The sequence below is a fragment of the Enterobacteriaceae endosymbiont of Donacia sparganii genome (assembly GCF_012569045.1).
Lineage (GTDB): Bacteria > Pseudomonadota > Gammaproteobacteria > Enterobacterales > Enterobacteriaceae.
In genome coordinates, this window is the sequence record NZ_CP046196.1 from 83,908 (window position 1) to 98,632 (window position 14,725).

At 20.0% G+C, this 14,725-nt stretch carries 15 protein-coding genes; 8 read left to right on the forward strand and 7 right to left on the reverse strand.

Annotation, left to right across the window (positions count from 1 at the left end; translation table 11 throughout):
* Positions 1–31: 31 nt before the first annotated feature.
* Positions 32–1,489, forward strand: coding sequence for a PTS glucose transporter subunit IIBC (gene ptsG, locus GJT98_RS00445; RefSeq protein ID WP_168820796.1), 1,458 nt, complete (start codon positions 32–34; stop codon positions 1,487–1,489).
* A 35-nt stretch (positions 1,490–1,524) separates the two neighbouring features.
* Positions 1,525–1,875, forward strand: coding sequence for a histidine triad nucleotide-binding protein (locus GJT98_RS00450; RefSeq protein WP_168820797.1), 351 nt, complete (start codon positions 1,525–1,527; stop codon positions 1,873–1,875).
* A 151-nt stretch (positions 1,876–2,026) separates the two neighbouring features.
* Here the strand turns inward: GJT98_RS00450 and gap are convergent, their stop codons facing one another.
* The 7 genes from gap to GJT98_RS00485 all read right to left on the reverse strand — a co-directional run bounded on the left by gap (position 2,027) and on the right by GJT98_RS00485 (position 9,936).
* Positions 2,027–3,025: a type I glyceraldehyde-3-phosphate dehydrogenase gene (gap, locus tag GJT98_RS00455; protein ID WP_168820799.1), complete on the reverse strand. Its 999-nt coding sequence runs from the start codon at positions 3,023–3,025 to the stop codon at positions 2,027–2,029.
* 70 nt (positions 3,026–3,095) lie between these two features.
* Positions 3,096–4,913: a signal peptide peptidase SppA gene (gene sppA / locus GJT98_RS00460; RefSeq protein ID WP_168820801.1), complete on the reverse strand. Its 1,818-nt coding sequence runs from the start codon at positions 4,911–4,913 to the stop codon at positions 3,096–3,098.
* Positions 4,914–4,944: 31 nt separating this feature from the next.
* Entirely contained in the window at positions 4,945–5,751 is an 807-nt protein-coding gene (xthA, locus tag GJT98_RS00465; protein ID WP_168820803.1) for an exodeoxyribonuclease III, read from the reverse strand.
* A gap of 53 nt (positions 5,752–5,804) precedes the next feature.
* Positions 5,805–7,253, reverse strand: coding sequence for a cardiolipin synthase (cls, locus tag GJT98_RS00470; RefSeq protein WP_168820805.1), 1,449 nt, complete (start codon positions 7,251–7,253; stop codon positions 5,805–5,807).
* 75 nt (positions 7,254–7,328) lie between these two features.
* A complete protein-coding gene (gene ychF, locus GJT98_RS00475) occupies positions 7,329–8,369 on the reverse strand; it encodes a redox-regulated ATPase YchF (RefSeq protein ID WP_168820808.1) in 1,041 nt (346 codons plus the stop codon).
* A gap of 11 nt (positions 8,370–8,380) precedes the next feature.
* Positions 8,381–8,965: an aminoacyl-tRNA hydrolase gene (gene pth, locus GJT98_RS00480; RefSeq protein ID WP_168820810.1), complete on the reverse strand. Its 585-nt coding sequence runs from the start codon at positions 8,963–8,965 to the stop codon at positions 8,381–8,383.
* A 23-nt stretch (positions 8,966–8,988) separates the two neighbouring features.
* A complete protein-coding gene (locus tag GJT98_RS00485; RefSeq protein ID WP_168820812.1) occupies positions 8,989–9,936 on the reverse strand; it encodes a ribose-phosphate pyrophosphokinase in 948 nt (315 codons plus the stop codon).
* 193 nt (positions 9,937–10,129) lie between these two features.
* On the opposite strand from GJT98_RS00485, the gene prfA reads away from it, so the two are divergent.
* The 6 genes from prfA (at position 10,130) to rplT (ending at position 14,678) form a co-directional block, all read left to right on the forward strand.
* Positions 10,130–11,200 carry a peptide chain release factor 1 gene (gene prfA, locus GJT98_RS00490; RefSeq protein ID WP_168820814.1) on the forward strand — a complete coding sequence of 357 codons (1,071 nt, stop codon included), beginning with the start codon at positions 10,130–10,132 and terminating at the stop codon, positions 11,198–11,200.
* 21 nt (positions 11,201–11,221) lie between these two features.
* Positions 11,222–12,064 (forward strand): peptide chain release factor N(5)-glutamine methyltransferase, encoded by an 843-nt coding sequence (gene prmC, locus GJT98_RS00495; protein ID WP_168820816.1) that lies wholly within the window; start codon positions 11,222–11,224, stop codon positions 12,062–12,064.
* A gap of 166 nt (positions 12,065–12,230) precedes the next feature.
* Positions 12,231–13,505, forward strand: a complete 1,275-nt coding sequence (thrS, locus tag GJT98_RS00500) for a threonine--tRNA ligase (protein WP_168820818.1) — start codon at positions 12,231–12,233, stop codon at positions 13,503–13,505.
* 11 nt (positions 13,506–13,516) lie between these two features.
* Complete coding sequence (gene infC, locus GJT98_RS00505; RefSeq protein WP_168821423.1) at positions 13,517–14,056, forward strand: translation initiation factor IF-3; 540 nt, start codon at positions 13,517–13,519, stop codon at positions 14,054–14,056.
* 31 nt (positions 14,057–14,087) lie between these two features.
* Complete coding sequence (gene rpmI, locus GJT98_RS00510; protein ID WP_168820820.1) at positions 14,088–14,285, forward strand: 50S ribosomal protein L35; 198 nt, start codon at positions 14,088–14,090, stop codon at positions 14,283–14,285.
* A gap of 42 nt (positions 14,286–14,327) precedes the next feature.
* Positions 14,328–14,678: a 50S ribosomal protein L20 gene (gene rplT, locus GJT98_RS00515; protein ID WP_168820822.1), complete on the forward strand. Its 351-nt coding sequence runs from the start codon at positions 14,328–14,330 to the stop codon at positions 14,676–14,678.
* Positions 14,679–14,725: the final 47 nt, after the last annotated feature.

Sequence of the window (14,725 nt, forward strand, 5' to 3'; positions counted from 1 at the left end):
TAAACTTAATAATCAAAATTAGGATATTATAATGTTCAATAATATATTTGCTAATATGCAAAAAATAGGTAAATCTTTAATGTTACCAGTATCAGTATTACCAATAGCTGGTATATTATTAGGTATAGGATCTGCAAATTTTAATTGGTTACCTCATATTATTTCTAATATTATGGAAAAAACAGGTAGTTCTGTATTTGCTAATATGCCTTTAATATTTTCTATTGGTATTTCTTTAGGATTTACTCATAATAATGGTGTATCTGCATTAGCATCTGTTATTTCTTATGGAATTTTAACAAAAACTGTTGAAGTTATGATTCCTATTTTATTACATAATAATGTAACACAAGAAATAATTATTCAAAAACATCTTACTGATACAGGAGTTTTAGGAGGTATTATTTCTGGTACTATTGCAGCTTATATGTTTAATCGTTTTCATAATATTCAATTAGTAGAATATCTTGGTTTTTTTTCTGGTAAACGTTTTGTTCCTATTATTTCAGGATTAACATCAATTTTTATTGGTTTATTATTATCTTTTATATGGGTGCCTATTGGTAAAATAATACAATTTTTTTCATATTGGGCAGTATATCAAAATCCAATACTTGCATTTGGGATTTATGGAGTTATAGAAAGAACTTTATTACCTTTTGGATTACATCATATTTGGAATGTTCCGTTTCAAATGGAAATAGGTTCATTTATAAATATAGTTACTAAACAAATATATCATGGTGATATTGCTAGATATATAGCTGGAGATCCATCTGCAGGAAAATTAGCTGGAGGATTTTTATTCAAAATGTATGGATTACCTGGAGCAGCTATTGCTATATGGCATACTTCTAAAAAAGAAAATAAAAATAGAATTGGTAGTTTAATGTTGTCTGCAGCACTAACATCTTTTTTTACAGGAATTACTGAACCTATAGAATTTTCTTTTATGTACGTAGCTCCAATATTATATATAATTCATATTATCTTATCTGGATTATCTTTTCCTATTTGTATTATGTTAGGAATGAGAAATGGAACAAGTTTTTCTCATGGATTAATTGATTTTATTATTTTAAGTGGTAATGGTTCTAAAATATGGTTATTTCCTATTATAGGATTTATTTATGCTATTATTTATTATAGTATATTTAAAATATTAATTATTAAATTAAATTTAAAAACTCCTGGTCGTGAAAAAATACAAAATTATACATATAAAAATAATGATATATCTTTAAATTATGGTAAAAAATTAGTGGAAGCTTTTGGAGGAAAAAATAATATTATTAATTTAGATGCATGTATTACTAGATTACGGATTAGTGTTATAAATATTAAACAAGTTAATAAAAAAGAATTAAAATTATTAGGAGCTTCTGCCGTTATTATTTTAGGTAATGGAGTCCAAGCTATATTTGGTACTAAATCTGATAATTTAAAAACAGAAATGGATAATTATATGAAAAATAATAATCATAAATAAATTTAAAATAAATTATTTTAAAATATAAAAATATTATGAATAATAAAAAAAATATATTTCAACAGATCTTATCTAAGAAAATAATTACTAAAATTATTTATGAAGATAACCTAGTAACAGCTTTTAATGATATAAAACCTCAAAGTCCAATACATGTTTTAATTATACCTAATAATTTCATAAGTACACTTAATGATATTAATAAAAATCATGAATTAATTTTAGGAAGAATGTTATTAGTTGCTTCAAAAATAGCTAAAAAAATGTTAATTGATAAAGATGGATATAGGGTTGTTATTAATTGTAATAAAAATGGAGGACAGACCATATTTTATTTACATATGCATTTATTAGGAGGAAGGCAGGGTATAAAATTTTTTTTTTAATTTATTAGCTATTTAAATTTATAAAAATGTATAAATATTTAAATATATTTTTTTTTATTAAAAAAAATATTTTATAAAATTTAAAATGTTTTTTGCTATGTATTTTAAATACATAGCAAAAAACTTATATTTCAAAATTAATTAAAAATTTTTATTTAAAAATGTGTAATATTAAATCTAATATTTTAGAAGAATATCCTGTTTCATTATCATACCAAGCAATTAATTTAAAAAAATTATTACTAATAGATATACTTGCTTTTTTATCGAAAATAGATGTTAATGAAGTTCCATTAAAATCACTTGATACAACATCATCTTCTGTATAACCAATGATTTCATTCATATAATTATATGATGCAAATTTAATAACTTTACAAATATCTGATAATGTAGTTTTATTTAAAACTTTTACAGTAAAATCTACAACAGAAACATTAGCGATAGGAACACGTAATGATATTCCTGTTAATTTATTTTTTAATTCTGGTAAAACAATTCCGACAGCTTTTGCAGCTCCAGTACTTGAAGGAATAATATTTTGATAAGCTGCTCTACCCCCTCTCCAGTCTTTACTAGAAGGACTATCTACAGTTTTTTGTGTTGAAGTTACTGCATGAATAGTTGTCATGAGACCATTTTCAATTATATAGTTATCATTAATAACCTTTGCTAAAGGTGCTAAACAATTGGTTGTACATGAAGCATTAGAAATAATATCTTCTCCATTATAATTATTAAAATTAACTCCTCTTACATACATAGGAATTAAATTATCTTTGGGAGGAGCTGTAAGAATAACTTTTTTAGCACCAGCAGTAATATGTTTTTTAGCTAATTCTTTTGTTAAAAAAATTCCTGTAGCTTCAATAACAACATCTATTTTAAGATCACCCCATTTTAATTTACTAGGATCTAATTCAGAAAAAACATGAATAATATTTTTATTTATAATTAAATTATTATTAAAAACTTTTATATTTTCATTAAAATTACCGTGTGTAGAATCATATTTTATCATATAAGCCATATAATTTATTTCTAATAAATCATTAATAGCTATAATTTTAATTTTAGTATTTTTTTGAGCAGCACGAAAAAAAATACGTCCTATTCTGCCAAATCCATTAATAGCAACTCTAATAGACATTAGGTTAACTCCTAAATTATTAATAAAATATAAAAATAATATATAATAAATTTATTTATTGATTTTAAATTTATATCATATATAAAGTATATGTTTTTTCATAATCTGAAAAGTTATCATTCTTTAATGATAAAAAATCTTTATTCAAGATAATTTTTATATAATTTTGAATTAAATTAGATTTAATATAATTATTTGTTTTGATAAAAAAATCTAATATACAAAAAGTTTTTGTATCTTCCCATAGAAATCTAATTTTTTTAATTTTTGCTAATTCAGAAATTTTCATTGCTGCATTATCAAAATCACCTAATTCATCAATTAATCCATATTTAATAGCATCTTGTCCCATAAAAACCATACCATTAGCTAATTTTTTTACATATTCTAAAGGAAGATGTCTTTCTTTAGAAACTAAGTTAATAAATTTGTCATAACCATTTTTTATATTTAATTCTATTATTTTTTTTTCTATAGGAGACATTTTTTCACTTAAAGGAACATTAAATCTATCAGATATATTAACTCCATCTTTTTTAATACCGATAAAATTTAAGATATCATGAAAATTATGTATAATACTAAATATTCCAATAGAACCAGTTAAACTTGCAGGATCAGCAATTATAAAATTAGCTGCTGTAGAAATCCAATAAGCTCCTGAAGCAGCTATTTTACCCATTAATACAACTATTGGTTTATGAATTTTTTTAAATAGAATTAATTCATTATAAATAGCTTGAGCCGCTAATATGTCTCCTCCTGGACTATTAATTTTTAATATTAATCCTTTAATTTGTGGATTTTGATAAACTTTATGTATTGCATTTATAATAGCATCACTTCCATTTTTACCATATATCATTATTCCATCTATTGTTATAACTGCAATATTAGCATTTTGTGGTTGTATAAAATTAATTATATTATATTTTATATAATCTTTAATATTAATTTTATTATATGTTTTTTTATCTTTATCTAAACCAAAATTTTGAATCATTTCCTCTTCAAAATCAGAATTACTAACTATTTTATCTATTAATTTATTTTTTAATGCAAATAAAGCTAGGTCTCCATGAGATTTTTCAAGAGAAATTAAAAATTTTTGATCTGTAGGAAAAATTTCTTTTGGTGTTAGTTTTCTATTAGTTGATATAGTTATTAAATAATCATTCCATAAATTATTAATTAATTTATTCATAATAATTTTATTATGACTAGACATATTACTTCTTGAAACAGGTTCTACAGCAGATTTATATTCTCCTATTTTAAATATATAAGATTTTATTTTTAAATTCTGTAAGAAATCCTTTATAAAAAATTTTTTAAATTCAAAACCATGTAACTTTACATAACCATATGGTAGTAAAAAAATTTTATTAGCAAAACTAGCTAGATAATATTGATTATGATCATATACATCTGAAATTGCATATATTTTTTTACCTGTTTCTTTAAAATTATTTAAATATTTACCGATATATCTTAGAGTAGGTATATCAAAAATATTTAAATTATTAAGTTTAAGTATAATTCCATTAATATTTTTATCTTTTTTTGCATAATTTATAGCTTGTATTATATTAAATACAGGATCATTATTTTTTTTACTTACAAATTTACTAAATAATTTAAATATTAAATTATTTTTATAAAAAGATTCATTAGTTATATTTTCTTCAAAACTTATTTCTAATACTTGATTATTTTTTTTAAAAATTTTGTTATTAATGTTTTTTTTATGATGAACATTATATATGTAATAACATAATAAAGATATTAATAATATAAAAATAATATTTATTATTAATATTCTAGTAAAATTAATTAATGACCATAGATAATAACAAAAAGATTTTACTAAATTCAATAACTTAATCATTTTTCACCTAATTTTTTAAAATAAAAATTTATTAAATAATTTTAAACTTTACCCAAATAGGAGCATGATCTGAAGGTTTAATTAAATTACGAATAGAATATTCTATATCTGAATTAATATAATATTTTATTAATGAATGAGTAATTAAAATAGTATCAATTCTTAATCCCTTATTTATAAGGAATCCTTTGGTTCTATAATCAAACCAAGAAAATTTATTATTTGTTAATGGATTCATTAATCTCCAAATATCAAATAAACCCCAATCAAGTAATTGATTAATATAAAATCTTTCTTTTGGTAAGAAAGAACATTTTCCTTGTTTTAACCATTTTTTACGTTTTTTTTCTCCTATACCAATATCTAAATCAGTAATACTAATATTAATATCTCCCATAATTATAATATGGTTATTTGGATTTAAATTTTTCTTTAAATAAGAATATAGATGCTTAAAAAAATTAATTTTATATTCAAATTTTATATAATTATTTTGATTATCTCCTTGAGGGAAATAACAATTTATAATTTTTATATTACCAATAGAACTATCTAAATCAACCATTATTAATCTTTTTTGATTACTATAATCTTTAAAAATTTTTTTTTGAATATTAAAAAATTTTTTTTTACTTAATAAAGCTACTCCATAATATTTTGATTGTCCACATACGTAAGCATTATACCCTAATCTATATATTTTTTCTTTAGGAAAATCTTTATTACTAACTTTTATTTCTTGTAATCCAATTATATCAGGGTTATATAATTTTATAATTAATTTTAATTGATGTATATGTGCTCTTATACCATTAATATTAAATGAAAAAATTTTCATAAAAATTTAAATTTTTAATATAAAATAACATATTTATGTTTTTTTATTTATATTTATAAAATAAATTTAAATAAAAAAAATAATTTTTCTATTAATTTTTTCCAATATGGTCTTTTTATCCATAAATTATATTCTAATTTTTGAGATTTTAAAATATATTTATTTTGTATATTTAAAAGTGATTTATTAAAGATATTATCTTCTATAATTAAATTAATTTCAAAATTTAAATATATACTTCTTATATCTAAATTTACAGTACCTATAAAACTAATTTTTTTATCTATAATAATACTTTTAGTATGTAAAAATCCTGTTTTTAATTGATAAATTTTAACTCCAGATTTTAATAATTTATAAAAAAAAAACTTACTAGCCCAATAAATTAAAATTGAATCATTATATTTAGGAATAATAATTTGTACATCTACTCCACGTTCAGAAGCAATACAAATTGCTAGTAATAAGTTATTACTTGGTATAAAATATGGAGTAGTAATTATCAAACTTTTTTTAGATAAAAATATAGCTGTAATTAAAGAATTATGAATTATTTTTTTAGATAATTCTAATCCTGAAAAAATTACCTGCACCCTATTTATATTATTTTTATTCTTAAATTTAACTAAATTTTTTTTTAACTGATGAAGTGATAAAATATATCTTCCTGTTTCAATTTCCCAATCATATGAATAAATAATACTTATAGTATTTACTATAGGGCCTGTTATACGTATCATTAAATCTATCCATTTACCTATTTTAATATTTTTTTTAAAATAAGAAGAATCAACCATATTCATGCTGCCAACATAAGCTGTTTTATTATCAATTAATATTATTTTTTTATGCTGCCTTAAATCTATACGAGAATAAAAAAAATTAAAAATTGTAATTTTTAATGATTGAATAATCAAAATACCTACTTTTAACATAATCTTATACCAGGAACTATAAAAAAATTTTTTACTTCCAATATAATCTAACATTATATAGCATTTAACACCTCTTTTTGCTGCTATTATAATCGATTTTGAAAATTTATTTACTAATCCTCCTGGAATCCATATATAAAATACAATATGTATACTATTTTTAGCTAAATTTATATCATTAATTAATGATGTAAATAATTTTAATGATGAATCTAATAATTGAATAGAATTATTAGTCATACTAAAAAGATTTTGTTTATTTTCACATAATTGAAATAATGATTTTATTTTAGTATTTGGTTTTATATATTTAAAATATAATTTATAATATATTTGTAATTTTTTTAATAATTCACTATAACGAAACCATATTTTTTTAGCTTTTTGTGATTTATATTGTGTTTTTGAATAAATTTCTCCAAAAATAAAATAAAAAATAATTCCTATCTTAGGAAAAACATATAAAATAAGACACCATAGTATATAAGACTTTATATCTTTATATTTTATAAAAATTCTAATTATAATACAAATTAATATTATTATATTAATATATAATAAAAACATATTTAAAAATTAATCATATTAAAATATAATGTTTTAAAAAAATATATATAAAAAAGTTTTAATAAAAAATATATTTTAAACTTTAAAAAGAAAATGAATGATATCACCATCTAAAATAATATATTGTTTACCTTCAATTTTCATTTTACCAAATAATTTTGCTTTTGTTACACTTTTATAAAAAATAAAATCTTTATAATGAATTACTTGAGCTCTAATAAATCCTCTTTGAATATCATTATGAATTTTTTTAGCAGCAATAAATGCTGTAGTTCCCTTTAAAATACTCCATGATTTTGTTTCTTTTATACCTACTGTATAAAAAGTATGTAAATTTAATAATTTAAAGCTATAAGTAATTATTTTTTTTAAGTCATAATTATTATTTATTGGTAATAATTTTTGTTTTTTATTTAGAGTTTTAATACATATTTTTAAAACTAGATAATTTTGATTAAGAATATTTATTTCTTCTAAAAAAAAATTATTTTTAATATCATTTTCATCTATATTAGCAATAATAATTATTGGTTTTATTGTTAATAATTTTAAATTTTTTAAAAAATTTGTTTCTTCTATATTTAATTTTAATAAATTTAATAATTTTCCATCTTTTAAATAATTTAAACAAATATTTAATAAATATTCCCATTTATTAAATATTTTTTGATTTTTTTTAGAAAAATTTTTTTGTACTTTAAAAATTAAATTTATATCAAATTGAATAATTTCATTATTTATGATATGAACATCTTTTATTGGATTAAATGATAAATTTAATATATTTTTATTATTAAAACAACGTACTACATGAATTATAGCATCAACTTCTGATATATTATGTAAAAATTGATTACCTAATCCTTCTCCTTTAAAAGCACCTTTAATTAAACCCGCGATATCAACAAAAGTTATTGTTGATTGTACAGTTTTTTTAGATTCTACTATTTTAGATAAATAAAATAACCTATCATCAGGTACAGTTACTATGCTAGTATTTGGTTTTATTGTACAAAAAGGATAATTTAATGCATCTACATTAGAATTAGTTAATGCATTAAATAATGTTGATTTACCTACATTAGGTAAACCTATTATACCACATTTTAATCCCATTATTTATCCTATTATTTTTTAGAATGTAAAAAATTAACTGCTTTATTATAATTATTTGTTTTAATAAAAATTAATAAAGCTTGTATACTACTTTTTATTGCAAAATTAATATTTTTTTGTTCAATTTTAGTAGGAAAACTTAATACAAAATTATTTACTTCTATTTTATTTTTTGGATGACCTATACCTATACGAAGTCTATAAAATAATTTATTATTAAAAATTTTAATAATACTATTAATACCATTATGTCCACCACTCCCACCACCATATTTAAATTTAATAATTCCAGGTAAAAAATCTAATTCATCATGAATAATTAAAATATTTTTTAAAGAAATTTTATAAAAATTAGAAACAATAAATATTATTTTTCCTGAATCATTCATAAAAGAATTTGGTATCAATAAAATTATATTTTGATTGAAAATACTAATATTAGTAATATATCCATTTAAATTTTTTATTTTTTTTAATTTTCCATTAAATTCTTGAGATAACTGTATAACATAATCTGCCCCTATATTATGACGAGTTCCTATAAATTTATTATTTTTATTATTACCCAATCCTGCAATTATTTTAATATTATTCAAATATTTACCTTATTTATTATATTTTATTTAAACATTATAGAAATAGATTCTTCGTTATTAATTCTTCTTATTGATTCTGCAAGTAAATAAGATAGAGTTAAGACTCTAACATTATTTAATTTTTTTATTTTTTTGGTTAATGGAATACTATCACATACAATAATTTCATCTATTACAGAATTATAAATATTTTCAATAGCATCTCCAGAAAAAATAGCATGTGTAACATAAGCAAAAACTCTTGTAGCTCCATTATTTTTTAATGCTTTTGCAGCTTGACATAATGTACCTCCTGTATCGATAATATCATCTATTAAAATACAATCTCTTTTGTGAACATCTCCAATAATATGCATAATTTCTGTTGTATTATAATTAGGTCTTCTTTTATCTATAATAGCCATATCTGTTCCATTAAATAATTGTTTTGCTATAGATCGTGCACGTATTACCCCACCAATATCTGGAGAAACTATTATAGGATTATTATATGTATTTTTTGATATATCTGTTAAAAATATAGAACTTGTAAAAACATTATCTACAGGAACATTAAAAAAACCTTGAATTTGTTCTGCATGTAAATCTACTGTTAGTATTCTACTTACACCTACTCTAGATAAAAAATCAGCTATTACCTTAGCTGTAATAGGAACTCTAGCAGAACGAATTCTTCGATCTTGCCTAGCATAACCAAAATAAGGAATAACAGCAGTTATTCTTCCTGCAGAAGCTCTTTTAAAAGCATCAATCATAATAATTAATTCAATAAGATTATCATTTGTAGGATTACAAGTTGATTGTATAATAAAAATATCATTTCCTCGAATATTTTCATTTATTTTAACAGATATTTCTCCATCACTAAATTTACCTACAAATATTTTTCCTAAATTAATATATAAATGATTAGCAATTTTTGTTGCTAATTTTGGAATAGCATTTCCAGTAAATAATTTCATATTAGTCATTCAAAACCTTTAAGATTATATTTTTAATTTTTATTTAAAAAATTTTTTAATTATAAAAAAAAATAATATTTTGATTAAATATTTTAAAATAAGAGTATATAATTTATATTAATTATTTAGTATATATTAATAATATTATATTTATAATAAAAAATATTTTATTTATAAAATTTTAAATATAAAAGTAAAATTTATGAATTCTTATATGATTAAAAAACTTAATATTTTATATAAAAGATATAATTATATAATTAAAAAATTAAGTCATTATAAAGTATATAATAATCAAAATTCTCTACGTAGTTTATCAACTGAATATTCAAAATTATCGAATATAATTAAACCTTTTATAAAATGGAAAAAATTACAACTAAATTTAGAAAATACTAAAATATTATTAGGAGAAAAAGATAAAGAAATATATTTAATGGCATTAGAAGATATAAAAAATATTAAAAAGAAAAAAAAAAAATTAGAAAAAATATTATATAAACTTCTTTATCCTAAAAATAAAGAAGATAATCGTAATTGTTTTTTAGAAATTAAAGCAGGTTCTGGAGGAAATGAAGCGGCAATATTTGTAAAAAATATTTCAAGAATGTATATTAGATATGCTGAATCACAAAAATGGAAAATACAGGTGATAAATATACATTATAGTGAATATGGTGGAGGTTTTAAAGAAATTATTTTAAAAATTATAGGAACTGGAGCATATGGAAAACTTAAATTTGAATCAGGAGGACATAGAGTACAAAGAATCCCTGAAACAGAATCACAAGGACGAGTACATACTTCTACTTGTATTATTGCTGTTATGCCTGAACTGTTAAAAACAGAAATTCCAGAAATAAATAATCAAGATTTAAAGATTGATACATTTAGATCTTCTGGAGCAGGAGGACAGCATGTTAATACAACAGACTCAGCTATACGGATTACTCATATCCCTACAGGAATTGTAGTTGAATGTCAAGATGAAAGATCTCAACACAAAAATAAAGCTAAAGCATTAGCTGTTTTAGCGGCAAGAATAAATACTTTAGAAATAAAAAAAAAAAATAAAGATAATGCATTAAAAAAAAAAAATTTATTAGGAAGTGGTGATCGTTCAGATAGAAAGAGAACTTATAATTTTATTCAGAAAAGAGTAACAGATCATCGTATTAATTTAACAATTTATAAATTAAATGAAATTATGGATGGAAATTTAGATATTTTAATTAAACCTATTATTAAGTATAATAATACTTATAAATTATAATATACATAAAAAAGATAATTTATGATTATTAATCAATGGTTAAAATATTCTTCTAATTTTTTAAAAAAAAATAAAATATCAACATATCAATTAGAAGCAGTTATATTATTATCTTTTGTGCTAAAAAAACCTAAATCTTGGATTTATGGTTTTGATGAAAAAATAATAAATCATAAACAATTTATAATATTACAAAATTTTTTAAAAAGAAGAATTAAAGGAGAACCTATAGCTTATATATTAGGTTTTTGTGAATTTTGGTCATTAAAAATTAATGTATCACCTTATGTTTTAATACCTCGTAAAGATACAGAAATTTTAGTAGATGTTGTATTAAAAAAAATAGATCATAATATTAAAAAAATACTAGATTTAGGTACTGGGAGTGGTGCAATTGCACTAGCAATTGCTTCTAAATATAACTTTCTAGATATTACTGCTATAGATGTTTCTAATAAAATTCTTGATATAGCTAAATATAATGCTAAAAAATTATATATTGATAATATTATATTTTTAATTAGTAATTGGTTTAGTAATCTTAAAAATAATACGTTTGATATTATAATTAGTAATCCTCCTTATATAAGTTTAAATGAATATTTTAATTTTAAAACACAATTAAAATTTGAACCTATGAAAGCATTAATTTCACTTAATAATGGATTAGCTGATTTAAATTATATTATTTCAAAATCTTTTAAATATCTTAATAATTATGGTTGGTTAATATTAGAACATAGTTATAAACAAGGATATATAATAAAAAAAATATTAAAAATAAAAAATTTTAAAAATATTACTCAATATCCTGATATACAGGGATATTATCGAGTAATTTGTGGTCAAAAAATTTTAAGTTAACAATATTTATAAATTTTTTAAAATTTAAACTTATAAAATTTAATTTTTTTAAAAAAATATTTTATATTATAAAAAAAATTAGATAAAATTAAGAATAATTTTTTTAATATATTTAATATAAAAATTTTGTTATTATAAAATAATATTCTTATTATAAAAGTAAAAAATGGAACAAAATGATAATTCTAAAAAAATAGAAAAAAAGATAAATTTATGTAATAAAATAAAACTATTAAAAGTAGATCATAGAATTATAGGAAAAAAATTAAATTTATATCATTTTCAAAATGAATCTCCAGGAATGGTTTTTTGGCATAATGATGGTTATATTATTTTTAGAGAATTACAAAAATTTTTACGTTTAAAATTAAATAAATATGATTATTTAGAAGTAAAAACTCCTTTTATAACTAATATTTCTATTTGGGAAAAAACAGGACATTGGAAAATTTATAAAGAAGCTATTTTTACAACTTATTCAGAAAATAGAAATTATTGTATAAAACCTATGAACTGTCCAGGGCATATTCAAATTTTTCAACAAGGATTAAAATCATATAAAGATTTACCATTAAGAATTGCTGAATTTGGTATTTGTCATAGAAATGAGCCATCTGGTTCTTTACATGGTTTAATGAGATTAAGAAATTTTACACAAGATGATGCTCATATTTTTTGTACAAAAAATCAAGTTATAAAAGAAATTGAAAATTGTATTAATATGATGTATGAAATTTATAATATTTTTGGTTTTAAAAAATTTATTGTAAAATTATCTACTAGACCTTTACACAAAATTGGAAATGATAAACTTTGGGATCAAACAGAAAATAATTTATCTTTTATTTTAAAAAAACTAAATATTAAATTTCAATATCAAATAGGAGAAGGAGCTTTTTATGGTCCTAAAATAGAATTTTCTTTTTTTGATTGTTTAAATAGAGAATGGCAATGTGGTACAATACAATTAGATTTTACATTACCAAAATGTTTAAATTTATTTTATATTAATAAACATAATAAACATAGTACACCAATAATAATACATCGTGCTATTTTAGGTTCTCTAGAAAGATTTATAGGTATTATTATTGAAGAATTCTCTGGATATTTACCTATTTGGTTAGCTCCTATACAAATTATAATTTTAAATATTAGTAAAAAACATATTCAATATGTTTTAAAAATATTTAAAATAATTCAAAAAAATGATATTCGTGTAAAATATGATATAAAAAATCAAAAGATTTCATTTAAAATAAGAAAATATACTATACAACATATTCCATATATTCTGATATGTGGAGACAAAGAAATTAATAATGAAACAATTTCAATAAGAAATTCTTTTGGTAAAGATTTGGGATTTATGAAAATTCATGATATTATCAATAAAATAAAAAAAGAAATTAATAATTTTTATTTTAAAAAAAGAGATTAAGGAGGTAAAATATTAAAATTGGAAAAAAAATAATACAATTATTACGTCCTAATAAAATTAATAAAAATATTAAGAGTAAAATTGTAAGATTAATAGGATTAAATGGTGAACAAATTGGGATAATTAGTTCACAAGAAGCTTTAATAAAAGCAAAAAATACTGGATTTGATCTAGTTGAAATTAGTCCTAATTCTGAACCTCCTGTATGTCGTATAATGGATTATGGTAAATATTTATATGCAAAAAACAAGGCTTCTAAAGAACAAAAAAAAAAACAAAAAATAATACATTTAAAAGAAATTAAGTTTCGTCCTGGAACAGATACAGGAGATTATAAAGTAAAATTACGTAATTTAATTCGTTTTTTAAAAAAAGGAGACAAAATAAAAGTTACTCTAAGATTTAGAGGTAGAGAAATGATACATACCAATCTTGGATTTTTAATGCTAAATCGTATAAAAAATGATTTAAAAAATTTAGCTACAGTAGAATTATATCCGACAAAAGTCGAAGGTAGGCAGATTATAATGATTTTAATTCCAAAAAAATAATTTTAAATATAAAAACTTGGATTTTTAAAATATGGGTAAACTTAAAACAGTAAGTAGCGTTGCAAAACGTTTTAAAAAAACAGGTAATGGTTTTTTTAAACATAAACAAGCAAATTTAAGACATTTATTAACTAAAAAAAGTAAAAAAAATAAAAGATCTTTACGAAAAAAGAAAATAGTTACAAAAGGAGATTCATATTCATTGAAAATGTGTTTACCTTATTTATAAGGTAAATATTTAAAACCTAATTATTATAGGAATTTAAATTTTATGGTTAGAATAAAACGTGGAGTTACTGCAAAAGCAAGACATAAAAAAATTATAAAACAAGCAAAAGGTTATTATGGAGCAAAATCCAGAACTTACCGTTCTGCTTTCCAAGCAGTAATTAAATCAGGACAATATGCTTATAGGGATAGAAAACAAAAAAAAAGAAAATTTCGTCAATTATGGATTATGAAAATTAATGCAGCGGTACGTCAAAAAAATATATCATATAATTATTTAATATATAAATTAAAAAAAAATAATATTAACATAAATAGAAAAATTTTAGCTAATATGGCAATATTTGATAATTTATCTTTTAATAAATTAATAGATTCTCAAATTATAAATTAATTAAATTTTATTTATTAAATTTTAATACCTTATAAAGTTATTTGTAT

Bases quoted from the DNA above. Each gene is read 5' to 3' on its own strand.
- ptsG (WP_168820796.1), top strand. From the start codon at position 32: ATGTTCAATAATATATTTGCTAATATGCAAAAAATAGGTAAATCTTTA.
- GJT98_RS00450 (WP_168820797.1), top strand. From the start codon at position 1,525: ATGAATAATAAAAAAAATATATTTCAACAGATCTTATCTAAGAAAATA.
- gap (WP_168820799.1), bottom strand. From the start codon at position 3,025: ATGTCTATTAGAGTTGCTATTAATGGATTTGGCAGAATAGGACGTATT.
- sppA (WP_168820801.1), bottom strand. From the start codon at position 4,913: ATGATTAAGTTATTGAATTTAGTAAAATCTTTTTGTTATTATCTATGG.
- xthA (WP_168820803.1), bottom strand. From the start codon at position 5,751: ATGAAAATTTTTTCATTTAATATTAATGGTATAAGAGCACATATACAT.
- cls (WP_168820805.1), bottom strand. From the start codon at position 7,253: ATGTTTTTATTATATATTAATATAATAATATTAATTTGTATTATAATT.
- ychF (WP_168820808.1), bottom strand. From the start codon at position 8,369: ATGGGATTAAAATGTGGTATAATAGGTTTACCTAATGTAGGTAAATCA.
- GJT98_RS00485 (WP_168820812.1), bottom strand. From the start codon at position 9,936: ATGACTAATATGAAATTATTTACTGGAAATGCTATTCCAAAATTAGCA.
- prfA (WP_168820814.1), top strand. From the start codon at position 10,130: ATGAATTCTTATATGATTAAAAAACTTAATATTTTATATAAAAGATAT.
- prmC (WP_168820816.1), top strand. From the start codon at position 11,222: ATGATTATTAATCAATGGTTAAAATATTCTTCTAATTTTTTAAAAAAA.
- thrS (WP_168820818.1), top strand. From the start codon at position 12,231: ATGGAACAAAATGATAATTCTAAAAAAATAGAAAAAAAGATAAATTTA.
- rpmI (WP_168820820.1), top strand. From the start codon at position 14,088: ATGGGTAAACTTAAAACAGTAAGTAGCGTTGCAAAACGTTTTAAAAAA.
- rplT (WP_168820822.1), top strand. From the start codon at position 14,328: ATGGTTAGAATAAAACGTGGAGTTACTGCAAAAGCAAGACATAAAAAA.